This window comes from Arthrobacter sp. Hb9-2 (assembly GCF_059091165.1).
Genome location: NZ_JBNHGJ010000003.1, coordinates 1 through 23138, shown reverse-complemented (window position 1 = coordinate 23138; position 23138 = coordinate 1). Strand labels below are relative to the sequence as shown.

The following is a 23138-nucleotide window of genomic DNA, read 5'->3' as shown; positions in this document are numbered from 1 at the left end:
GCCTAGTGGTTCCTGCTCAGGCCTGCCACACGGGTGGTTCTGCCCGTGGCCGCGGAAGCCTTGTTTCCGGCGTCGGCCGGCCTGTGTGTGACGGGCAGCCGGGACAGGATGCCACGGAGGACGCTGTGCGGGGTTTCTCCGGCTCCGGCAGCCTTCCTATCGAGGATGATCCGGTGCGCCAGCACAGCTTCCGCAACATCCACGACGTCGTCCGGCAGAACAAAGTCCCGGCCGTCCAGGGCCGCCGTGGCCTTGGCAGCCCGCAGCAGCTGCAGCATGGACCGGGGGCTCGCTCCCAGGCGAAGCAGAGGACTCTCCCGGGTGGCCCTGCCCACGGACACGGTGTACTCCTTGACTGCCTGCGAGACGTAGACCTGTTGCACCATGGCAATCATGGCTGCCACGTCGGCAGTAGTTACCACTGCCGATACCTTGGCAAGGGGTGACGATGCCTGGTGGGTCTCGAGCATTTCTATCTCGGAGTCCTTGTCCGGGTAGCCCATGGAGATACGTGCCATAAAGCGGTCCCGCTGGGCTTCCGGCAGCGGGTACGTGCCCTCCATCTCGATCGGGTTTTGCGTTGCCACAACCATGAACGGCTCGTCAAGCCGGTAGGACTTGCCGTCCACCGTCACCTGGTGCTCCTCCATGCACTCGAGCAGGGCGGACTGGGTCTTCGCTGACGCGCGGTTGATCTCGTCACCGATCACGATGTTGGCGAACACCGCACCGGGGCGGAACTCGAAGAGCCTGGAGGACTGGTTGTAGATGGAAACGCCGGTGACGTCGGAGGGCAACAGGTCCGGGGTGAACTGAATCCGGTTGACCGTACAGTCGATGGTCCGGGCGAGTGTCTTGGCCAGAAGTGTCTTTCCCACTCCCGGCACATCTTCCAGGAGCAGGTGGCCCTGGGCCAGCAGGACCGTTAATGCCAGCTTCGCGGCATCGGACTTCCCGTCGATCACAGTGTTGATGGTGTCCAGGATCCGCTGGCTCGCGGCGTGGAAAGATGTACTGTCCATCGCGTTGGGCCGGTGCCCGTTGAGGCGGCTGACGGGGTCAGTGAACCCCGCCAGGTTGCGGTTCGTGGCGTTCACATCGTTGGCACTGCGTCGGTGGGATTCCATCGGCAACCTTTCAGCCCGGGTTCACCTGGACGGGACAGAGAGCCCTGCCTTCGCCCGTCGGTGGGCGTCCGCATGTGTTCGTACCAGACTACTAACACAACTGCCGCAGCTAACAGAGAGTTCCAACAAATATGCGGCCAACTTGGCGGTTTAGGCTTGATGGATGTGCAATCCGCTGATCCCCGCCGCTTACCGTGCTTCCGCTGACGGCGGCGCTCCGGAAGCAGGCAGTTCTCCGCAACGGGATTTCCCCCCTGCTCCAGAGCCTTTGCCGGTGCCTGTGATGGACAACCACACGCACCTGGACTTCCCGGACGGAAAAGCGCCGGTTGGGATCAAAGAAGCGCTCGACGCCGCCGCCGCCGTGGGCGTCCAGGGGGCGGTCCAGGTGGGCTGCGACCTGGAATCCTCGCGGTTCACGGTCCAGGCAGTGGATCTGGACGACCGGTTGCTCGGAGCTGTGGCGCTTCACCCCAACGACGCTCCGCGCTACGCCGAACGCGGTGAACTGGAAGAGGCTCTGGCGGAAATTGAGCGGCTGGCGGCTCATCCCCGCGTCCGGGCCATCGGCGAGACGGGGCTTGACTTTTTTCGCACCAAGGGTGAGGGCCTGGCGCACCAGCGGTACTCTTTCCGCCGGCACATAGATATCGCCAAGCGGCTGGACCTGACCCTGCAGATTCATGACCGGGATGCCCATAGCGACGTTGTGCAGGTACTGAAGGAAGAAGGAGCCCCTGAACGCGTGGTATTCCATTGCTTTTCCGGTGATGAGGAGCTGGCGGCCACGTGTAACAAGGAAGGCTGGTGGATGTCCTTCGCCGGCACACTGACCTTCAAGAACGCAACGAACCTGCGGGCCGCGCTCGCCGTCGCGGATGCTGATCTGGTCCTGGTGGAGACAGACGCTCCCTTCCTGACTCCGCATCCGCACCGGGGCCGTCCGAACGCCAGCTACATGGTCCCCTACACTGTGCGTGCCATGGCCGAATTGACAAGTACGGACCTTGCAGCGCTGGGCGCCCGAATCAGTCAAAACACGGTGCGGGCGTACGGATCCTGGGATTAAGATCACACCACCAGGCAACCGCCTTCGGGATACCGGGTATGCACAATTCTTGGCCAGTTTATAACGCTACGGTTACAGTGGGAAACTATTAGCCGGGGTCGGGGAAGGCCACCGGGTAAATTCACTTCATTTGCAGCAGGATCTGCTGGGCCTGTTTCCAGTCTGCCTGCTAACGGAGTGTGGCGGTGCGAAGGTGCCCGGACTACCCCTTTTTCAGGTGGTGCCGGGCATTTTATTGCGCTCTCCCCGTGCCCGGAAGGACCTAAAGTTACGGGCAATCGTGGTCAAGTTCTTCACAACGGACGGCAAGTTCAGCTTTATCAAGGTTGGAACGCAACTCCTGGTGCTGTGCGCGCTGGTGGTTGGCCTCGTAGCCTTCGTGGGCAATAACAAAACCATCACGCTGAACGTTGACGGCAAGGTAACGTCCGTCCAGACCTTTGGCGGAACTGTGGGACAGGTGGTCAAGAGCGCCAACGTCGAGCTGAAGGCCGCCGACCGGGTTTCCCCGTCCGTTGATGCCACTGTCCAGAACGGCACGGTCATCAACGTCAACATGGCCAAGGAAGTCAAGGTCAGCCTGGACGGCGCCGAAAAGACGGTGAACACCACCGCCCAGGACGTTGCGGGACTGGTGACCGAGCTCGGCGTCGCGAGTGCGTCGTCAATCTCCGTGCCCGCGGACGCCCAGCTCTCGGTCGCAGGGTCCTTCGTGTCGATCTCCACTCCCAAATCCGTCAGCATTGTTGCCGACGGCAAAGTGGAGACAGCGACCACAACTGCCGCCACGGTGGGCAAGGTACTTGAAGATGCAGGCCTGACCCTCGGTGCCAATGACCGTTCTTCCCAGCCCGCCAACGCCCACGTTGTCAACAACATGGTCATTAAGGTCTCACGGGTGGACACCGGCCAGACTGCGGTGACCACCGACAATGTCCCGTTCACGTCGGAGACCATCGAGAGCGCCGAAATGCTCAAGGGTGAGAAGGAAGTCACCCAGGCGGGTTCCGCAGGGAAGGTGGAGAAGACCTTCAAGCTCGTGCTGGTTGACGGCCGTGAAGCGTCCCGCACCCTGGTGTCCGAAACCGTGACCGCCCAGCCCGTGACCGAGAAGATCACGGTTGGAACCAAGGCCAAGCCCGAGCCCGTAGCCAAGGCTGCCCCGGCAGCCCCTGCATCCCCTGCATCCCCTGCCGGGACCAACACCGGTGCCGCTGCCCCGGCCATGATGAATGAGGCCATGTGGGACAAGATTGCCCAGTGTGAAGCAGGCGGAAACTGGTCCATCAACACCGGCAACGGCTACTACGGCGGCCTCCAGTTCGACATCAGGACCTGGCTCGGAGCCGGCGGCGGCGCATACGCTCCCAACGCCAGCCTTGCCACGAAGGCCCAGCAGATCGACATCGCCAACCGCGTGTACGCGCAGCGGGGCCTGCAGCCGTGGGGCTGCGGCTGGGCTGCCACCAGCTGACACAAGAAGACCTCAACCCCCGCGGGAAAGTGCGGCCGGGTCCGGATCTCCGGGCCCGGCCGCAGCACTTAACCGGGCGGGGAGCAAGTGCGGCCCGGGATAGGATACCTAGGTGACTGAACCCATCCCCGCCGCGCCCGCACCGCTTTTTGGTGCTTCCGACATACGCCGGCTGGCGGAAGAGATTGGTATCCGCCCCACTAAAACCCTGGGCCAGAACTTCGTGATTGATGGCAACACTATCCGCAGGATTGTGGCCGCGGCGGGTATTGGCGAGGACGAAACCGTGCTGGAGGTGGGGCCTGGCCTCGGATCTTTGACTCTCGGGCTGCTGGACGCCGCCGCTTCGGTAGTGGCAGTCGAAATTGACTCCGTGCTGGCCGCAAAGCTTCCAGCCACTGTGAAGGAATGGCGCCCGGCCGCTGCCGGCAGCTTCCACCTGGTGCAGGCCGATGCCATGAAAGTCACGGAACTTCCGGTCCAGCCCACCGCCCTGGTGGCCAATCTGCCCTATAACGTGGCCGTGCCCGTTGTGCTGCATCTTTTACAGCATTTCCCCAGCCTCCAGCATGGCCTGGTCATGGTCCAGGACGAGGTGGCTGACCGCCTCGCTGCCGGGCCGGGATCCAAAACCTATGGTGTGCCGTCGGTGAAGGCTGCGTGGTACAGCCGGATGCGCAAGGCCGGTGTGATTGGCATGAACGTGTTCTGGCCCGCACCCAAGATCCACTCCGGACTGGTGTCCTTTGTCCGCCATGAACCGCCGGCAACCACCGCCGGCCGTGAACAGGTTTTCGCCGTGGTGGACGCTGCCTTCGCCCAGCGGCGCAAGACGCTCCGCGCTGCCCTCGCGGGCTGGGCCGGGAGCGCTGCAGAAGCCGAACGGTGCCTGGTGGCTGCCGGCGTCGACCCCACAGCCAGGGGCGAAGTGATCGACATTGCAGCCTTCGCGAGGATCGCGGAAGCGCGTGAGGCCCGGCCATGAACGCACAGCCAGGGCGGTTTACCGCCAGGACTGTCCGTGCCAAGGCTCCGGGGAAGGTCAACGTTTCCCTGGACGTCGGACCGCTCCGGCCCGACGGCTACCATTCAGTGGCCAGCGTCTACCTTGCTGTATCGCTGTACGAGGAAGTAACGGCCACCAGCACCGAAGCCCCCGGGATTACGGTGAGCCTCAGCCCGGACAGCACGCTGGACCTGGACGACGTCGATATCCCCTTGGACCAGAACAACCTGGCGTACAAGGCGGCAGCCATCATGGCGGACGTTTCCGAACATGCCACAGGCGTCCATCTGGAGATCACGAAGCGGGTGCCGGTGGCAGGGGGCATGGGCGGCGGTTCCGCTGACGCTGCAGCCACGCTCCTGGCCTGTGACGCACTTTGGAACAGTGGGCTGTCCCGGGAGGAACTGGCGCACCTTGCCGCCGAATTGGGTGCCGACGTTCCTTTCTCCCTGCTCGGCGGAACAGCCGTGGGCCTGGGCCTGGGCGATGAGCTGTCCCCGGCCCTGGCCAAGGCACAGACGGACTGGGTCCTGGTCACGGCAGATTACGGCCTCCCCACACCCGAGGTGTACAGGACGCTGGACCGCCTGCGGGCTGCAGAAGGCATCGACGTGGCCGAACCAACAGGGGTAGATCCGCAGATTCTCACCGCCCTGCGCAGCGGGGACGCCGAGGCCCTCAGCCGTGTCCTGGTCAATGACCTCCAACGGGCTTCCATTGAGCTGGCGCCTTCGTTGCGCGATACGCTGGGAATCGGTGAAGCACACGGCGCCATTGCAGGCATCGTCTCAGGCTCGGGTCCCACGGTGGCGCTGCTGGCCGATGATCCTGTCGCCGCGGAAGGCCTGGCGGAGAACCTGCGGCGCTACGGGCTGACGGCCCTCGCCGTCCACGGCCCGGTTCCAGGGGCCCGCATCATGTCCGACATCCTTCTGTAAAACCCTCAGTTCCTACTTAGCAGCAGAAAGCAGTTCCCTTTGGCTCACCTTCTTGGCGGCGAGAACCTGACGGTCTCCTACGCAACCCGCACCGTCCTGGACGGCATCACCCTCGGACTCGAAGAGGGCGACCGGATCGGCATGGTGGGCCGGAACGGTGACGGAAAGTCCACCCTGATGCGACTGCTGGCTCTGCGGTCCACGCCGGATTCCGGGCGTGTCACCAAGCGTGGCGACGTCAACGTGGGCTATCTGGACCAGAGTGACGTGCTTGACGGCGATTTGACGGTTGGCGCCGCCATCGTGGGGGACCAGGCGGATTATGAGTGGGCGCGGAACCCGCAGATCCGGGAGATCATGGGCGGACTCGTGTCCGACGTCGACTGGCACGCCAACGTCCACGCCCTGTCCGGCGGGCAGAAACGGCGGGTGGCCCTGGCCAAGCTCCTGATCGAGGACCATGACGTCATCATGCTTGACGAGCCCACCAACCACCTCGACGTCGAGGGCGTTGCCTGGCTCTCCCGGCACCTGAAGACCCGGTGGCGTGCGAACCAGGGTGCTTTCCTGGTTGTCACCCACGATCGCTGGTTCCTTGACGAGGTCTGCAACAAGACCTGGGAAGTCCACGATGGCATCGTGGATCCTTTCGACGGCGGCTACGCAGCGTACGTGCTGGCCCGCGCCGAGCGTGACCGCTCGGCCACCGTGATGGAAAGCAAGCGCCAGCAGCTGGTCAAGAAGGAACTCGCCTGGCTACGCCGCGGCGCGCCGGCCCGCACCGCCAAACCGAAGTTCCGGATTGAAGCGGCGAACGCCCTCATCGCCGATGTGCCCGAGCCCAGGGATTCGATGGCGCTGAGCAAAATGGCAACCGCGAGGCTGGGCAAGGATGTCCTGGACCTGGAGAACGTTTCACTGGACTTCCTTGGAGGTGAAGAAGGGCAAAAACTCTTCGACAACATCACCCTGAGGCTGGCACCTGGTGAGAGGCTGGGCCTGGTGGGCGTCAACGGCGCCGGCAAGACCACCCTGCTCAAGCTCCTGAACGGCCAGATCGAGCCCACGTCGGGCAGGCTCAAGCGTGGCAAGACCGTGGTTACCGCGGTGCTTACCCAGGAGGTCAAAGAGCTCGACGACGTCTCGGACCTGCGCGTTATCGAAGTGATCGAGCGCGAGAAACGGTCCATCAACGTGGGCGGCAAAGAGTTCACGGCGGGCCAGCTCGTGGAGCAGCTTGGCTTCACGAATGAGAAGCAATGGACCCCAGTGCGGGACCTTTCCGGCGGTGAGCGCCGCCGTCTCCAGTTGCTGCGCCTGCTGGTGGGGGAGCCCAACGTGCTGATGCTCGATGAGCCCACCAACGACCTCGACACCGATACCCTCGCCGCCGTCGAGGACGTCCTGGACGGCTGGCCGGGGACACTCGTTGTGGTGAGCCACGACCGTTACCTCCTGGAGCGCGTGACGGACCATCAGATGGCGCTGCTGGGCGACGGGAAGATCCGCGCCCTGCCGCGCGGCGTGGACCAGTACCTGGAGCTGCGTGAGTCCGCCCTGGCCGGGTCCACGGTCACCGGCGGCGGCAACCCAGTCACCAGCGGCGGTTCCGCCACCGCAGCGGCTACTCCCGCCGGACCGTCCGAGGCCGAAAAGCGGGACGCCCGCAAGGCCAAGAACCGCATCGAACGCCAGCTCGGCAAACTGGAACAGCAGGAAAAGAAGCTCCACGACCAAATGGTCAAAAGCACCGAACAATCGGACTTCGACGCCCTGTCCGACCAAAACAAAAAGCTCAAGGACCTCGCAGGAGAACGCGAAGCCCTCGAACTCGAATGGCTGGAGGCCCTCGAGGTCCTCGGCGAGTAAGTCCGCGTTTCCTTGGCCGGGTTCCCTCAGGAGGCGACCTAAGCCTCGGACTTGAGTTCCGGGTCCTTCTTGAGACCGGTGAGGCCGTTCCAGGCGAGGTTTACCAGGTGGGCCGCAACAGTGTGTTTGTCGGGCTGGCGGCTGTCCTGCCACCATTGGCCGGTCATGGCGACCATGCCGACGAGCATCTGGGCGTACATGGCGCCGTCCTGGGCGCTGAAGCCCCGGCGGTCGAACTCGTCGGAGAGGATGTGTTCCACTTTGGCGGTGACGTGGGAGAGCAGGGTGGAGAAGGCGCCCTCGGGCTGCGACGGCGGGGCGTCCCGCATCAGGATCCGGAACCCTTCGGTGCGGTCCTCAATGTAGGTGAGCAGCGCCAGCGCGGCCCGTTCCACGAGGACGCGCGGCTTCGCCTCCGCGGTAAGGGCGGCGTTAATGGCGTCCAGGAGGATCCGGAACTCGAAGTCCACTACCTGCGTGTACAGGCCTTCCTTGGATCCGAAGTGTTCATAGATGACCGGCTTGGATACTCCCGCGCAGGCGGCGATCTCCTCTATGGTTGTGCCGTCAAGTCCGCGGACTGCGAAAAGGCCCCGCCCGACGTCGATCAGCTGGCTCCGCCGCTGAAGGCCGGTCATCCGCGTCCGCGGAGGGTTGTTGCTCACATTTCCATCATGCACTACCCGCCCCCGCGGAATTGCAGCCGCCCCCCGTGCCCGGAAAAGGGGGAGGAACGGGGCAAGGACGGGGCATGAACGGCTCATGTCGCGCGGCGCCCCGAACCCGTGGCAAAATAACTACTTGTGCCCGGCCGCGCGCTGCGGCACGGTCCGCTCTGGTGTAATGGCAGCACCCCGGCCTTTGGAGCCGTGGAGTATAGGTTCGAATCCTATGGGCGGAACTGCTGTGCGAGGAGCGTTCAGTAGGATGACATTCGGTGCCGGGACGGCTTCAGGCCGCGGGAGCACCGTAAAACGCCAGCGTAACTTAGCAAGGAGAGCCCGTACGTGATCCCCGAGAATACCGGACCGGCCGCGGTCATCGTTCTGGCGGCAGGCGCCGGTACCCGGATGAAATCGCGCACTCCCAAGATCCTGCATGAGATTGGCGGCAGGTCCATGGTGGGCCACGCGCTGCTCGCCGCACGGAGCATCAATCCCCGCCAGCTCGCCATCGTGGTCCGCCATGAACGTGACCTGGTGGCCCGCCACCTCTCAGAGCTCGATCCTGCTGCGGTCATCGTGGACCAGGACGAGATTCCCGGCACCGGACGTGCCGTGGAGGTCGCCCTCCAGGCCCTGGACGGGGAACAGCACCTCACCGGAACCGTTGTGGTGACCTACGGCGACGTGCCGCTCCTCTCCGGCCAGCTGCTGGCCGAGCTCGTGGCCACGCACGAACGCGAAGCCAATGCTGTCACCGTCCTCACGGCAGTCCTTGACGACGCCACCGGCTACGGCCGCATCCTGCGCGGCGACGACGGGACCGTCACCGGCATCGTTGAACACAAGGACGCCTCCGACGCCCAGCGGCTCATCGGCGAGGTCAACTCCGGCATCTACGCCTTTGACGCTGCCGTCCTTCGTGACGCACTCACGCATGTCACCACAGACAACTCCCAGGGCGAGAAGTACCTCACCGACGTCCTCGGACTGGCAAGGCAGGCGGGCGGCCGGGTCGCCGCCGTCGTGACCGCTGACCGCTGGCAGGTGGAAGGCGCAAACGACCGCGTGCAGCTCTCCGCCCTGGGCGCCGAGCTGAACCGCCGCATCGTCGAGGCCTGGATGCGGGCAGGGGTGACAGTTGTGGATCCGGCAACCACCTGGATCGATTCTTCCGTGACCCTCGACGAGGACGTCCGGATCCTGCCCAACACCCAACTGCACGGCGCCACCACAGTGGCGAGGGACGCCGTCGTAGGGCCCGACACCACTCTCACGGACGTCACCATCGGTGAAGGCGCCAAGGTGGTCCGGACGCACGGATCAGGGGCGGTCATCGGCCCGGACGCCGCCGTCGGCCCCTTCACCTACCTGCGCCCCGGCACTGTCCTGGGCGAAAGCGGCAAGATCGGCGCGTTCTACGAAACGAAGAACGTCACCATCGGCCGTGGTTCCAAGCTGTCCCACCTCGGCTATGCCGGCGATGCCGAAATCGGCGAGGACACCAACATCGGCTGCGGAAATATCACAGCCAATTACGACGGCGAGAAGAAGCACCGGACAGTCATTGGCTCGGGCGTCAGGACAGGCTCAAACACAGTATTCGTTGCCCCGGTCACCGTGGGGGACGGCGCCTACAGCGGCGCCGGCGCGGTGATCCGCAAGGACGTCCCGGCGGGCGCGCTCGCGCTGACGGTGGCCGCCCAGAGCAACACCGAGGGCTGGGTGGCGGCCAACCGCCCTGGTACGCGCTCGGCCGAACTGGCCCAGGCAGCCACCCCAGATTCCTCAAGTACCCCGGCATCTACAGAAGAGGGCAACCAATAATGAGCGAAATTACGGCGCGCGGCGAAAAGAAGCTGGTGCTCGCTACAGGCCGCGCCCACCCCGAGCTGGCCAGGGAGATCGCCAAGGAGCTCGGCACCGACCTCCTCCCGGTAGACGCCTACGACTTCGCCAACGGTGAGATCTACGTCCGCGCCGGCGAGAGTGTCCGCGGAACCGACGCCTTTGTCATCCAGGCACACCCCGCACCGCTGAACAACTGGCTCATGGAACAGCTGATCATGATCGACTCGCTGAAGCGTGCCTCCGCCAAGCGCATTACGGTCGTGTCGCCCTTTTACCCGTACGCGCGCCAGGACAAAAAGGGACGCGGCCGCGAGCCCATCTCGGCCCGCCTGGTGGCCGACCTGTACAAAACCGCCGGCGCCGACCGCATCATGAGCGTGGACCTGCACACCTCGCAGATCCAGGGCTTCTTTGACGGCCCCGTGGACCACCTGATGGCCATCCCGCTGCTGGCGGACTACATCCGGACCAGGGTGGACGCCGAAAACATCACCGTGGTCTCGCCGGACACCGGCCGCGTCCGGGTTGCGGAGCAGTGGGCGGAACGCCTGGGCGGCGCCCCGCTGGCGTTCGTGCACAAGAGCCGGGACCTCACCGTTCCCAACCAGGCCGTTTCGAAGACAGTGGTGGGCCAGATCGAAGGACGCACCTGCGTCCTGATCGACGACATGATCGATACCGGCGGAACCATTTCCGGTGCCGTCAACGTGCTCAAGAACGCCGGCGCCAAGGACGTTATTATCGCCGCCACGCACGCCGTCTTCTCCGAGCCGGCAGCCCAGCGCCTCTCGGAATCGGGCGCCCGGGAAGTGGTGGTCACCAACACGCTGCCGCTCACCGCGTCACAGCGCTTCCCGCAGCTGACCGTGCTGTCCATCGCTCCGCTGATCGCCCGTGCCGTCCGGGAAGTGTTCGACGACGGGTCGGTCACCAGCCTGTTCGACGGCAAAGCCTGACCCTTCGTTTACAGTCGGGCCCTGCGCCCGGTGGCCGATCGTTCGGCTGCCGGGAGCGGGGCCCGTTTTCATGAATCACGGGCGGCGCTGGTAGACTCTTCAGCGATACCTTGGCGAGGGAGAGCGCCGGTAACCGTCTGTACGGAAACCGGACTGCAGTCTCCGTTATCGACTGGGTCTGAATCTCCCTTCGAAGATGGGCCCGGCCACGGCCGCCCGGCGTTGAAGGTCGCAACAGACCTCCGCCCTTGCTGAACACCGTTTAGTTTTCAAGGAGATATCCATGTCTGAGCAGAAGCTCGCAGCAGAAGTACGCACCGAATTCGGCAAGGGCTACGCCCGCCGCGCCCGGATGGCGAACCTCATCCCCGCCGTCATCTACGGCCATGGCGCAGAGCCCATCCACGTGACGCTCCCGGCGAAGGCCACCACCCTGGCCGTCCGTACCGCCAACGCCCTGCTGTCGCTGGACATCAACGGCGAAAGCCACCTGGCCCTGGTCAAGGACGTCCAGCGCGACCCGATCAAGCAGATCATCGAGCACATCGACCTCCTCACCGTCCGCCAGGGCGAAAAGGTGACAGTTGACATTCCGGTCCACGTCGTCGGCGAGCTTGCTCCGGGCAACGTGTTCAACCAGGAGCTCACTGTCATCTCCCTTGAGGCCGAGGCAACCCACCTGCCCACCGCCGTCGAGGTCAGCATCGAAGGCCGCACCGCCGGCGAGCACATCCACGCGTCCGACCTGGTCCTGCCCAAGGGCGCAGTCCTCCTCGCCGATGCCGATGCCCTCGTGGTGAACATCTCCGAGGCCACCGAGTCCGCCGAGGAAGACACCGAAGAAGCCGCTGGCGCTTCCTCCGAGGCAGCAGCAGAGTAATACCCTGCACGTTTCGACAGTGGCCGGATCCCCAGGGTCCGGCCACTGCCGTGTCTGCCCCCCGCCCTCACCACGCCCCCACCTTAGGATTGATTCATGACTGACACCTGGTTGATCGTTGGCCTCGGAAACCCGGGTGCGCAATACCAGGGCAACAGGCATAACGTCGGACAGATGGTCCTTGACGAACTCGCCGGACGCGTGGGCGCGGGATTCAAGACACACAAGGCCCGCGCCCAGGTGGTCGAGGGCAGGCTCGGCATCGGCGGTCCGCGGGTAGTGCTGGCGAAACCCATGAGCTACATGAATGTCTCAGGCGGGCCGGTCTCGGCGCTGGCAAGCTTCTATGGCATCACCCCCGACCATGTGGTGGCGGTACACGACGAAATCGATATTCCCTTCAATACGGTGAAACTCAAGACCGGCGGGGGAGAAGGCGGCCACAACGGGCTGCGGGACATCTCCAAAGCGCTTGGCACCAAGGACTATCTGCGGGTCCGAGTGGGGGTCGGCAGGCCGCCGGGGCGAATGGACACGGCCGACTACGTCCTGCGTGATTTTGGCACTGCCGAGGTCAAGGAATTGCCTTTCCTGCTGGACGAGGCCGCCGACGCCGTGGAGTTGCTGCTGCGGGAGGGGCTCACATCCGCGCAGCAGAAATTCCATCCGGCGAAGTCCGAGCGCTAGCAACATAAAAACTTAAAGCCCCGCCTACCTGTTTCCTTGTCTGTGGCACAGGTAGTCTTTTTCGTATGCGGGGGAGCAATGGGGCTACATCCCGCTATCGCGGGACGTAGGGGATAAGTTCATGTCAATCGAGCCACTTAGCTGGGGGCGTGGGTCAACTTCTCACGATGTTGGGCTGCATACCGAAACTTCCGGCGCGTCCGGGGTGCAACAGTGGTCGGCGCCTGCCCGCGGCGCAAACCTTGAAGCCGTCCGAACAGCACTGGTCAGCGAAGACTCGCTGGGCGTTGTTGTCACCGGAGGGCGGGGTGTAGGAAAGTCCTCCCTCGCCCGGGCCGCCGTTTCAGACCTCGGTCCCGACGTCTGGTCCCTGCAACTCCGAAGCGGGCCCGCCGGCGCCAACACGCCGTACGGCTGCCTTTCCTTCCTTCTGGCGCGCCTCCCCCAGGCCTACATGGGTTCTCCCACGGCCATTCTGCGTGGGATCACATCGCTGATCCGGAGCGACGCAGCCGGCCGGCGCTGCATCATCACGCTGGACACCTCGGGAAGCATTGACGACATGAGCGCGGGCGTGCTCTTGAATGTCCTTCTGACCGGTACAGCCAAAATCATCGCGGTTGCACCAAAGATCAGTGATCTTCCCGCCGACTTCCATTGGCTGCTCACCGACCGCCGCCTGACTGAGGTCCGGCTCAACAACCTCAACGAGCTGCAGACCCGCCAGGTTCTGTTGTCCTTGCTGGGCCAACGGGTGTCTGCATCGTTGGTCAGCACCTACCACCATATGGTGGGCGGCAACCCGCTGCTGTTGAAGGCACTTGTTACCGAACAGCGGCTCTCGGGAAACCTCGTTTTGTCCGACTCCGTCTGGACCCTCCGGGACAAGGTGGTACTCGACGGCGCCGCCAGCCTGGACGACATCGTCCGGTCCCGCTGGTCGAGGGAGACCCCGGAAACCAGGGAAGTCATTGAGATGCTCTCCTGCGCCAGGCGGGTGGAACTCTCCAGGCTCACTGCCATATACCGCGCAGAAGTGGTGGCGGACATGGAGGACGCCGGCCTGCTGGAGATCGATGATTCGGACCATCGCTGGGTTGCGTTGCGTGAAAAATACATCGGCGACGTCGTGCGGTCATGGCTAAGCATTGCCCGGCGCCGGGAACTGCGCAGCGAGCTTCTGGGCGGTACGGAACCCGAGCCGGCGAACATGACCGTCGAGGAACTGATGGCCTTCGCCGCGTGGACGCACGAATGTGAAGCTGAGTTGAGCCCGGCATTGGCCCTCGCCGCAGCGGAAGCCGCCGTCCAGCTTTTTGATCCCCGCTTCGCCCTAACCTATGCAGACATGTTGAAGCGGACGGACCAGGAGTGGGTACCCGCCCAGCGCCAGAAGGCTGCCGCGTATCTTCAGCTGGACCTGCCCATCCAAGCACTTGCTGCCTTGGACGATATCTCCCAGCCGGAACTTGAGGATGTTGGAGTCGAGGAATACGCCCAGGTGGTGGCGGCCAAGGCCAAGGTGATGTTGTGGCTTCCGGACCAGGCAGGCAAAGTCCCGGCCCTGCTTGCTGAAGCCAGGGACCGGCTGGACTCCATCGCAAACAACGCAGCCTGGCCCCACCCGGCAGTGACTGCCGCACACCGCGTGGCACTCAGCGAGTTCGAATACCGCGCGTTCGTTGGTGACTACGCGGCCATGATTCCCGAGCTGGAGGCAGCTGCAGACCCGGCACGGAACCCGGACACCGCCCACCGGATGCAGTCCGCCGTCATCCTGATGACGGCGTTGGCGCTGACCGGACGGGAAATGGATGCGCTGAGCCTGATGCGGCAGCTTGGGGGCCAGCTAACGGACGCTTCGCATGTGGTGGGTTTGCGCGAGCAATACACCAGGGAGGCCTACCTGGTGTTGCTGACGGCCGGGCAGTGGCGGCGATGCATCGACCTCCTGGGCCCATACAACAGCGGTGAATACGACCGCCTCCCTTACCGGAGCGCCGCCACTGAACTCGCCGTCGGGCTCGCCTATGTCTATTCCGGCCGCGGTGGCGCTGCCCTGGACCCCCTGATTTCGGCGGTGGCGCAGCTGGAGCTCCAACCGCTCCAGAATGCACTCCGCTGCGCCTACGCAGCCACGGCACTGGCCCATGCGCAGACGGGCAATGCTGCCCAGGCGCGCAGGTTCCTGGCCAAACTCCAGCGGATACCGGGCAAGTCAAGTTTTGCCACCGAGAGCATCATCGAGTTTTGCGCCCTGGTTGCGGGGCGCTGGCTGGGCGATTCCGAGTCCGCTGCCAGCTTAAAGCAGTCCGCCCGGCGGAACCTGGAGGCAGGACTTTACACAAATGCCGGGATCAGCCTGCTGGCAGCGACCGTGAACGGCAGCGATGCCGACTTCCGCCTCCTGGAGGAGATCTCGGATCACCGGCAGGGACCGCTGGCGGAAGTAGCCCGGCTGTTGGCAGTGGGGAGCCGGACCAAGGATGCCAAAATCCTTCTCGCAGCAGGGGAAATCGCGGCCACCCTCGAACTGGACACCGTGGAGGCCCGCTGCATGGCGTTGGCGGTGGACTTCGCCCGGCAGGACGGAGATACCATTTCCGCCCGGACCGCCCAGGCCCGGCTGGACATCCTGGCTGCCACTGTGGCGAATCTTCCCATCGTGCCCAGCAGTGGCAGTCCGTTGCTCACTGCCCGGGAGCGCCAGATTGCACGGCTGGCCGGCCGCGGGGCGTCCAACCGTGACATCGCCCTGGAAATGGGCGTGTCCGTCCGCACCGTGGAAGGCCACCTGTACCAGGTTTTCACCAAGCTCGGCGTAACTTCCAGGGGTGATCTGACTGGACTCGTCTAACGGCCACAAACCGGCACACCGCCCCGTCACCGGCCGGCGCGAGCCTTTGGAACGCATCTGCAACATAGTCCGGAACGGGACCAGCCATGCGGTTTTTGTGATGGCGGGGCCCGGGATCGGTAAGACGTCCCTGACGGAGGCGATCCTGGAGCGGCTTTCCGGGGAGCTCAACATCCTGCAGATTCATGGCAGTTCTGCCTTGACTACTGTGCCCTTCGGCGTGCTGACTCCGTATACCGGAGAACTGAGCGCCGAAGAATCGGTCTCACCCGTGGCGGTTCTGCGTTCCATGTGGACGTACTTCGAGAAGCTGAAAGGCGGCAGGGGCGCCCCGGTCCTTCTGATGGTGGATGATGCCCACCACTTGGACGACGCCTCTGCCGGGGTACTGGCGGACCTGATCTCGGCAGGTTGGGCAACTGTGGTAGCTGCTGCCAGGCCCCGGCCGGGCCTCCCGCAGCCGCTGGACCAGCTCTGGTACGACGGCCTTGCCGAGCGGGTGGACCTTCGGCCCCTGAACAGGGAACAGATTGAGGAAGTTCTCGCACACGTCCTGGATGGAACGGTGCCGGCGGCCACAGTGGATTCAGTGTGGATTGCTTCAGGCGGCAATCCCCGCATCCTCGACGCACTGCTGCACGACGCTGCCGAAACCGGTGTCCTGGCCAAGCGGAACGGCATCTGGATGCTGCTTGGTCCCTTGCCCGCCGACGGCGGCCAACTCACGGCAGTAGTGACCAAGGACCACATCCGGCGCGGGCCGGAGGAACAGGAGGCCCTGAAGCTCATCGCGCTTGCCGGACCGGTGGGCCGGAAGGTGATCGAGGACATCAGCGGGGCCGCTGTGGTCCGCTCGCTCCTTGACCAGCAGATGATCACCGAGAGTTCAGGAGTGCCGGCTGAACTGTCAATGTGGAATGCCCTCTTCGCCACCGCCATCCGGAATACACTCTCGGTGTCGCGAAGCCTGCAGCTGCTCGAAAAAATCCGGGTCCACCAGAACGGCACGGTCCTGCGCGGGGAGGGCAAGCTCAGGTCCGTAGAGTGGGCTTTTGAGTGCGGGCTTCGGGTATCGGACCCCGAAATGCTCGACGCTGCCCGTGAGGCCCTGCGCCGGTTCCGCAACACAAGCGCACGTTCCATTGCAGCCAAAATCCAGGATCCCGCACTGGTGCCATTGGCCAGGGCCATCCAGGCACGCGCCCTCTACAACGAGGGTGCCTATGGCCAGGCGGCCCACCTTCTTGATGCCTGCTGGCGTCAACTTTCCGATGACGCCGAGGGCCCCGCCGTCCTCCTGCTCCGCGCTGCGGCACACCAGGCCCTCGGCCAGTCCATAAACGCATTGGCCGAGGGCATGAACACTCAACAGGGGGTTGACGGAGACCAGAAACGGCAGGACGGGCTCCTGCAGGTCCTGCACCTCCTGCAGCTGGGCGCGGCTGTGGATGCCGGGGCGCTCTCGAGTGAGGTCCGGGAAATCCGGAACACAGCCTCCGCGGAGGCCGGAAGCGAATCCATCAGGGCGCTTGGCGAGGCGCTTCTGGCCCACGCCCTTGCTGCAGCCGGCCGCGCTGGCCAGGGGCTTGATTCCGCCCTCCTGGCTGCCTCGGAACTGCCTGCGCTGGAGGACAGCCTGTTCTTTTTCACAGAGTTCGTGCTGGGCCGGCTGGTGATTGATTACCTGGCGATGGGCGAATGGGAGTCGGCCGAGCGCGAACTCGACAATTACGCGGCTGGCCATACGCGCGGAGCCGCCACCTTCAACGGAAGCCTGGAGGTGCTTCGCGGCTACTCGCTTCTGCGGCAAGGCCGGATGGAACGGGCGTACCAGGTGCTGCTCCCGGCTGTGGAAGCGCTGAGGTTGAATGATCCGCTGCAGCTGTTCCGTTTCGGGTCTTCGCTGGGCTTCTACGTGGCAGCACGGCTGGGTGATGCAGCGCAGGCCAAACGACTTGAAGAGGACTTCACCGACGCAGTGGCCGGAGGTCCTGCCCACGAGCTGCTGGCTTCAGCATACGGTGCCGCTGCCTCCGAATATCTGTCCCGGGACGGCAAGGGGCTGGCAACGCTCCATACCCTGGCCACCACGCATGATGCCACTTCGAGGGCCGGAACCCTGCTCGAAATTCTGTCCATCTGTTGGGACTTGGGTGACCCATCGGTCATTCCCATGGTGCAGTCGGTCGCGCAGACGATAGAAGGACGATACGCCCAGGCGATGCTGGCACTGGCAACCGGCTGGGAAGCCGCTGATGGGGATGCCCTGATGGACACGGCAAACTCACTCGAGGAATCAGGCTTTGTGAATCTCGCTCGCGAGGCTTATGCCCGCGCGAGTACCCTCCTGGAGCAGGCCGGAGAACGCCGGCGGTCCAGGCAAGCCGTGGCGCTGCGTGAGAAATGCGACCACGAACTGGGGGAACGGTTCAGGGAAGGGCGCTTCATTGCTGCTGCTCCCGCCGTCCACCTCACCCGCCGCGAGCAGGACATCGTCGGCCTGGCCGTGCAGGGCCTTACTGACAGGGAAATCGCCCAACGGCTGATGGTCTCTGTACGCACGGTAGAAGGGCACCTGTACCGTACGTACGTAAAGCTGGGTGTACGCAGCCGCGACGAGCTCGAGTCAGCCCTCCCCAAATAGGCGCTACCCAACACCTGCCGCCTACCCAACACCTGCACCTGCCACTTCCGCCTGCCCAAGCCGCGAGGCTGTATGCCGGCTCAGCCCTTCCGCCGGCTGCCGCCGCGGCAATGCGGGTACCGCAGGCTGCCCCGGTAGTCCTGGGACGACGAATTCGAGTACTCCCTACTCGTGTGCAGGGTGCCGCCGGAGTATTTACTTAAGGAGGCAAAAGGAACCGGCACAAAAGAAGCCGTAAGAGTTGCCTACAGCAGAACAAGCTCCTCCGTCCCGACAAACTTCCGGTCCTTTTGGGCCGGGCTGGACGGGGCCGGCGACGTCAGAGTCTTCTGAGACCGAGACTCTCCCCCCAGCCGTCGCCGGCCCTCCATTCCGCGGGCTGAAGCCCGGAGCGACTGTGGCGGCTGCCCCTCCAGGCGGCCGCCACAGCCGTGCTGTGGGACAATTGAGTGTCATCCGTTGGCATCTCAAGGAGTTAGTTTTGGCCGTAGTATCAACGCCAGCCACACTGGAACGCGCCTTGCCGGTCATGGATAACGCCGAAGTGCAGCGCATCCGCAACGACTTCCCGGTCCTGGACCAGTTGGTCAACGGACGCCCGCTGATCTATCTGGACTCCGGAGCCACGTCCCAGAACCCGCTGAGTGTCATCGAAGCCGAGCAGGAATTCTATGAGCAGCGCAATGCTGCCGTGCACCGGGGCGCCCACCATCTTGCCGTCGAGGCCACCGAAGCATTCGAGGACGCCCGGCAGACCGTGGCCGACTTCGTAGGCGCCGAATACTCCGAAATCGTCTGGACCTCCAATGCCACCGAAGGCCTGAACCTGCTCAGCTATGCGCTCTCCAACGCCGGCCTCTGGGCCACCCAAGGGCGGGGCGACGCCCGGCTGAAGGACCTTGCGCTGAGCCCGGGCGACGAGATCGTGGTGACGGAGATGGAGCACCACGCGAACCTCATACCTTGGCAGGAACTCGCCTTCCGTACCGGGGCGGCCCTGCGCTACATCCCGGTGGACGACGCCGGAAGCCTCCGCATGGACCTCGCCCCGGACATCGTCGGCGCACGTACCAAGGTGCTGGCTTTTACGCACGCCTCCAACGTCCTGGGCACCATCAACCCCGTTCGGGAACTGGCCGCCCTGGGCCGGAACGCGGGCGCGCTGGTGGTCCTGGACGCCTGCCAGTCTGCACCCCACATGCCCTTGGACGTCAAAGAGCTGGACATCGACTTCGCTGTCTTTTCCGGCCATAAGATGCTTGCCCCAACGGGAATCGGCGTACTTTACGGAAAGCAGGACGTCCTGGACATCCTGCCGCCGTTCCTGACAGGTGGTTCCATGATCACCACGGTGACCATGGAACGCGCCGAATACCTTCCTGCACCCCAGCGCTTTGAGGCCGGAACCCAGCGGATCTCCCAGGCTGTGGCGCTGGCTGCTGCAGCGAACTACCTGACCGAAACGGGGCTGGACCGGATCCACCGCTGGGAGGCTGAGCTGGGCCAGCGGATGATCACCGGCCTTGAGTCCATTCCGGGAATCCGGGTCCTGGGACCCGCTGCCGGCCAGGACCGGATAGGGCTCGCAGCGTTCGACGTCGAAGGAGTGCACGCCCATGATGTGGGCCAGTTCCTCGATTCGCGGGGAATCGCCGTGCGTGTTGGCCATCACTGCGCCCAGCCTCTGCACCGCCGGCTGGGGTTGACGGCCACCACCAGGGCCAGCGCTTACCTGTACAACACCACCGATGACGTGGACCAGTTCCTGGATGCCGTTGCGGGCGTGCGCGCCTACTTCCGCGCCTAAATACATCAAACGCAGACGCACATCGAAGGTATGACATGAGCCTTGACCACCTGTACCAGCAGATCATCCTTGACCATTCCAAAGCCCGCCATGGCAGCGGACTGGCCGGGAGGGAGGCACCGGACGGCGCCACCACGGGGCAGTCACACCAGCTGAACCCCGTCTGCGGCGACGAAGTAACCCTGCGCCTGGCCGTAGCCGACGGCAAAGTGGCACAGATTGCCTGGGACGGCGCAGGCTGCTCCATTTCCATGGCGTCCGCCTCCGTCCTCACGGACCTGGCCGAGGGAATGACAGTGGCCGAGATGCACGAGGTGATCGACAACTTCCGCGAGGTCCTCCGGTCCCGGGGCAAAATACCCGCCGACCCCGAAATCCTCGGTGACGCCGCGGCATTTGAGGGAGTGGCGCGGTACGCCGCCCGCGTCAAGTGCGCCATGATCTCCTGGGTCGCGGCGGAGGACGCGCTCAACCAGGCCGCCTGACAACAGTCCTGAAAACAAAAAGTCCTGGCATCAAGAAGTCCGGCCCTCCTTCCCGCAGGAAGGAGGGCCGGACTTCTTTAAGGTATGACCTAACCGAACAGACCCATGATGCCAATGAGGGCCGTGGCCGCCCCCAGCACCATGGAGATGCTGACCAGCACCACGTGAACGGTGAGGAACTTCGTGGCCTTGCCGGCGGCGTCCCGGGCTCGGGGATCCTTCATGACCCGGCGCAGGAACTGCGGCCAGACCACCAGGGACCAGAGGCCAGCGATGACCAGGACCAGGGCGGCGACTACGGGCAGTTCCACGGACTAGTGGCTTTCCAACCAGGCCTGTGCCTGCTTGGCTTGGAGGTTCAGTGCCTTGGCAACCATGGGTTCTGCGGCGTCGGCAATCTTTCCGCCGAGGAACGGCACCGAAGACTTTACTTCGCCTTCAAGCTCTACGCGCGTGCCGCCGTCGGCAGCCACGAGCCGCTGGACGGCGGTAACGTCTACGGGGGCTCCGGCGATCTTCAGCGAGATGTTGCTCTGGCGGGAACCGTCCGCCGCGGGGGCGTCCCAGTTTTCCACCTGCGTCACCTTGAGGTGTTCACCCACGAACTTGCGGGCGAACTCGGGAAGCCGGGTGGTGGGAAGGGTCCGCACGGACGTGGCGCTGAACGCCCCGGCAACGTCGCCGTTGACCGTAAAGGATTCGAGGCTGCCGCCGACAAGCTGGCTGACGTGGCGCTGGAAATCTTCATCCACCAGGACAGCTGCAACGTTGGGGACGGAGTGCGGAAGGGTGGTGGTTGCGCTCAAGGCCATGGGTCCTCCTGGGACGTGGGATCGGATTAGGCTCCAAACATCCTACGGGGTCCGGGCTGTCCGTTCCGCATCCACCATGTTCCGGGCCGCCCCGGTGATGTTCCTTGCCATGGCCGGAAAGATCAGGCTGTGGAAGGGAAGGACGGCCAGCCAGTACAGCCGCCCGCTGAGGCCCTTGGGGAAGAAGATGGCCCGCTGGCGGTAGCGGCTGCCATTCCCGTCCGGCTCCACCGACAGCTCCAGCCATGCCCTGCCCGGAGCACGCATCTCCGCCCGGAGCCGCAGCAGCTTTCCGCGGTCGATCCGCTCCACCCGCCACCAGTCAACTACCTCTCCGGGGGCCAGCGTGTGGGGGTGCCGGCGTCCGCGCAGCAGTCCGGCGCCGCCCGTGAGCTTGTCCAGCCAGCCGCGGACCTGCCAGGCCAGCGGCAGGGAGTACCAGCCGTTCCGGCCGCCGATACCCTCGATGACCGTCCACACGTGGGCGGGGTCCACGTCGCCGTGGAAGGTCCGTTCGTCGATGTATACCTTGTGGCCGGCCCAGTCGGGGTCGCTGGGCAGGGGATCGGCGGCCACCCCGGCGTTGGCCCACGTGGTCTCCACCTGGCCGTCGCGTTCCTTGCCAAGGGCCAGGGCGACGGCGGTGCGGTAGCCGGTGAGGCCGCCGTCGGGCTGCGGGATGTACTCGTCGATGTCGTGCTCATTGGACACGGCGTCGTGCTGGAGGGACTGGACCAGGGGCACAGCCATGGACAGCGGGATGGGTGTGGTCAGTGCAACCCACATCCCGGCGAGCTTCGGCGCAGGGACAGGCAGTGCCAGCACCACCCGGTACGGCAAGCCCGCTTCGGCGGCGTACTCCTTCATCATTCCGGCATACGTCAGCACCTGGCGGCAGCCAACGTCGAACGTGCGGTTGATGGACCCTTCCAAGGATGCCGCTGACACGAGGTAGTACAGGACGTCCCGCACGGCGATGGCCTCGATCCGGTTGCAAACCCAGCTGGGCGCCGGCATCAGCGGCAACGTCTCGGAAAGGTGGCGGATCATTTCGAAGGAGGCTGAACCGGAACCGATCACCACTCCCGCCTGGAACACGATGGCGTCCACCGGGCAGTCCAGGAACACTTTGCCCACTGCCTCGCGGGAGCGCATATGGGTGGACAGGTCCACACCCTTGGGGTGGAGACCGCCCAGGTAGATGATCCGGCCCACCCCCGCGGCGGCTGCGGCCTCCGCCGCCGCCCCTGCCATCGCCTGTTCCTTGGCTTCAAAGCCTGCCCCCGCAGCCATGGAATGCACCAGGTAGTAAAAGACGTCGACGCCGGAAAGCGCCGCCTGCAACGCGTCGCCGTCGTCCAGGCTGCTTTCCACGACCTCCACCCTGTCGCGCCACGGGACGCGGGCGATTTTGTCAGGTGAGCGCACCAGTACTTTGACGGTGTGGCCCTCCTCCAGGAGCTTTGGCACCAGCCGGCCGCCGATGTAGCCGGTGGCCCCGGTAACCAGGACAGTTTTGGGTGAACGCTGGGTATTGCTGGTTCCGGTCATGCTGTCTCCTCTTCGTCCTTAAGCTGTTCGGAGCCGCAGCGCGTCTGGACGGCCGCCCTGCCTGCCTGCCTGGGCTCTGCCAGCCTAACCGCGCCCATCAGCCCGCCATGTCGGCGCAGGAGGGTAGGCTGGGTTTACCCGGGATTCGAAGCGAATTTCGGGTTTTCGCGTTGCCTGCGACCCACTGAACACCACAGGAGCTTCTGCCATGAGCCTTCCCGGCCCGTCCACCGCCGGCCAATCCAGCGCAGGCCCGTCGCTGGACGGACTGCGCCGCGCCCTCGCCCCGGACCAGACCTTTGCCCGAGTCCGGGCCGAGGCGGCCCGCGGCTTCGACGTCAGGGGCCAGGACTACCAGATCAGCGCACCGGCAGGGCTCCGTCCGGTACTGCTCGCCGAAATGGCGGACGGCATCGCGGCCGCTGCCGAAGGGGCTGGCGACAACGGGCACGACGGATCGGGA

19 protein-coding genes and 1 tRNA gene are annotated in these 23138 nt (G+C 64.8%); 15 read left to right on the top strand and 5 right to left on the bottom strand.

Annotation, left to right across the window (positions count from 1 at the left end):
* Positions 1–2 precede the first annotated feature (2 nt).
* Positions 3–1127: an AAA family ATPase gene (locus AC5RV1_RS02985; RefSeq protein ID WP_493993489.1), complete on the bottom strand. Its 1125-nt coding sequence runs from the start codon at positions 1125–1127 to the stop codon at positions 3–5.
* A gap of 163 nt (positions 1128–1290) precedes the next feature.
* On the opposite strand from AC5RV1_RS02985, the gene AC5RV1_RS02980 reads away from it, so the two are divergent.
* The 5 genes from AC5RV1_RS02980 (at position 1291) to AC5RV1_RS02960 (ending at position 7483) form a co-directional block, all read left to right on the top strand.
* Positions 1291–2196, top strand: coding sequence for a TatD family hydrolase (locus AC5RV1_RS02980; protein ID WP_493993488.1), 906 nt, complete (start codon positions 1291–1293; stop codon positions 2194–2196).
* A 280-nt stretch (positions 2197–2476) separates the two neighbouring features.
* Positions 2477–3670 carry a resuscitation-promoting factor gene (locus tag AC5RV1_RS02975; RefSeq protein WP_493993487.1) on the top strand — a complete coding sequence of 398 codons (1194 nt, stop codon included), beginning with the start codon at positions 2477–2479 and terminating at the stop codon, positions 3668–3670.
* Between the two features lie 112 nt (positions 3671–3782).
* On the top strand, positions 3783–4655 hold the full coding sequence (rsmA, locus tag AC5RV1_RS02970) for a 16S rRNA (adenine(1518)-N(6)/adenine(1519)-N(6))-dimethyltransferase RsmA (RefSeq protein WP_493947410.1): 873 nt from the start codon (positions 3783–3785) through the stop codon (positions 4653–4655).
* Entirely contained in the window at positions 4652–5614 is a 963-nt protein-coding gene (locus tag AC5RV1_RS02965; RefSeq protein WP_493993486.1) for a 4-(cytidine 5'-diphospho)-2-C-methyl-D-erythritol kinase, read from the top strand. Before rsmA ends, AC5RV1_RS02965 begins: the two co-directional genes overlap by 4 nt.
* 39 nt (positions 5615–5653) lie before the next feature.
* Positions 5654–7483 (top strand): ABC-F family ATP-binding cassette domain-containing protein, encoded by a 1830-nt coding sequence (locus tag AC5RV1_RS02960; RefSeq protein ID WP_493993485.1) that lies wholly within the window; start codon positions 5654–5656, stop codon positions 7481–7483.
* A gap of 38 nt (positions 7484–7521) precedes the next feature.
* Here the strand turns inward: AC5RV1_RS02960 and AC5RV1_RS02955 are convergent, their stop codons facing one another.
* Positions 7522–8148 carry a TetR/AcrR family transcriptional regulator gene (locus tag AC5RV1_RS02955; protein WP_493993484.1) on the bottom strand — a complete coding sequence of 209 codons (627 nt, stop codon included), beginning with the start codon at positions 8146–8148 and terminating at the stop codon, positions 7522–7524.
* A gap of 164 nt (positions 8149–8312) precedes the next feature.
* Between AC5RV1_RS02955 and AC5RV1_RS02950 the strand changes: the two genes are divergently transcribed.
* The 9 genes from AC5RV1_RS02950 to sufU all read left to right on the top strand — a co-directional run bounded on the left by AC5RV1_RS02950 (position 8313) and on the right by sufU (position 20312).
* Positions 8313–8384 (top strand) — tRNA-Gln (locus tag AC5RV1_RS02950).
* Between the two features lie 106 nt (positions 8385–8490).
* Positions 8491–9972, top strand: coding sequence for a bifunctional UDP-N-acetylglucosamine diphosphorylase/glucosamine-1-phosphate N-acetyltransferase GlmU (gene glmU, locus AC5RV1_RS02945; protein ID WP_493993483.1), 1482 nt, complete (start codon positions 8491–8493; stop codon positions 9970–9972).
* On the top strand, positions 9972–10952 hold the full coding sequence (locus tag AC5RV1_RS02940) for a ribose-phosphate diphosphokinase (RefSeq protein WP_163164303.1): 981 nt from the start codon (positions 9972–9974) through the stop codon (positions 10950–10952). The genes glmU and AC5RV1_RS02940 overlap by 1 nt, the downstream gene beginning before the upstream one ends.
* Positions 10953–11235: 283 nt before the next feature.
* On the top strand, positions 11236–11832 hold the full coding sequence (locus tag AC5RV1_RS02935; RefSeq protein WP_493993482.1) for a 50S ribosomal protein L25/general stress protein Ctc: 597 nt from the start codon (positions 11236–11238) through the stop codon (positions 11830–11832).
* 96 nt (positions 11833–11928) lie between these two features.
* Positions 11929–12519 (top strand): aminoacyl-tRNA hydrolase, encoded by a 591-nt coding sequence (gene pth, locus AC5RV1_RS02930; RefSeq protein WP_493993481.1) that lies wholly within the window; start codon positions 11929–11931, stop codon positions 12517–12519.
* 121 nt (positions 12520–12640) lie between these two features.
* Positions 12641–15376, top strand: coding sequence for a helix-turn-helix transcriptional regulator (locus tag AC5RV1_RS02925; protein ID WP_493993480.1), 2736 nt, complete (start codon positions 12641–12643; stop codon positions 15374–15376).
* A 46-nt stretch (positions 15377–15422) separates the two neighbouring features.
* On the top strand, positions 15423–18020 hold the full coding sequence (locus AC5RV1_RS02920; RefSeq protein ID WP_493993479.1) for a helix-turn-helix transcriptional regulator: 2598 nt from the start codon (positions 15423–15425) through the stop codon (positions 18018–18020).
* Positions 18021–18501: 481 nt separating this feature from the next.
* Positions 18502–19827 carry a SufS family cysteine desulfurase gene (locus AC5RV1_RS02915; RefSeq protein ID WP_493947402.1) on the top strand — a complete coding sequence of 442 codons (1326 nt, stop codon included), beginning with the start codon at positions 18502–18504 and terminating at the stop codon, positions 19825–19827.
* 35 nt (positions 19828–19862) lie between these two features.
* Positions 19863–20312, top strand: coding sequence for a Fe-S cluster assembly sulfur transfer protein SufU (gene sufU, locus AC5RV1_RS02910; protein WP_493993478.1), 450 nt, complete (start codon positions 19863–19865; stop codon positions 20310–20312).
* An 89-nt stretch (positions 20313–20401) separates the two neighbouring features.
* Here the strand turns inward: sufU and AC5RV1_RS02905 are convergent, their stop codons facing one another.
* The 3 genes from AC5RV1_RS02905 to AC5RV1_RS02895 are packed head-to-tail and all read right to left on the bottom strand — an operon-like array spanning position 20402 to position 22675.
* Positions 20402–20623: an SCO4848 family membrane protein gene (locus AC5RV1_RS02905; protein WP_493947400.1), complete on the bottom strand. Its 222-nt coding sequence runs from the start codon at positions 20621–20623 to the stop codon at positions 20402–20404.
* Positions 20624–20626: 3 nt separating this feature from the next.
* Complete coding sequence (locus AC5RV1_RS02900; RefSeq protein ID WP_493993477.1) at positions 20627–21124, bottom strand: DUF2505 domain-containing protein; 498 nt, start codon at positions 21122–21124, stop codon at positions 20627–20629.
* 42 nt (positions 21125–21166) lie between these two features.
* Complete coding sequence (locus AC5RV1_RS02895; protein WP_493993476.1) at positions 21167–22675, bottom strand: SDR family oxidoreductase; 1509 nt, start codon at positions 22673–22675, stop codon at positions 21167–21169.
* Positions 22676–22883: 208 nt separating this feature from the next.
* On the opposite strand from AC5RV1_RS02895, the gene AC5RV1_RS02890 reads away from it, so the two are divergent.
* A partial coding sequence (locus AC5RV1_RS02890; RefSeq protein WP_493993475.1) for a hypothetical protein occupies positions 22884–23138 on the top strand: 255 nt, incomplete at its 3' end.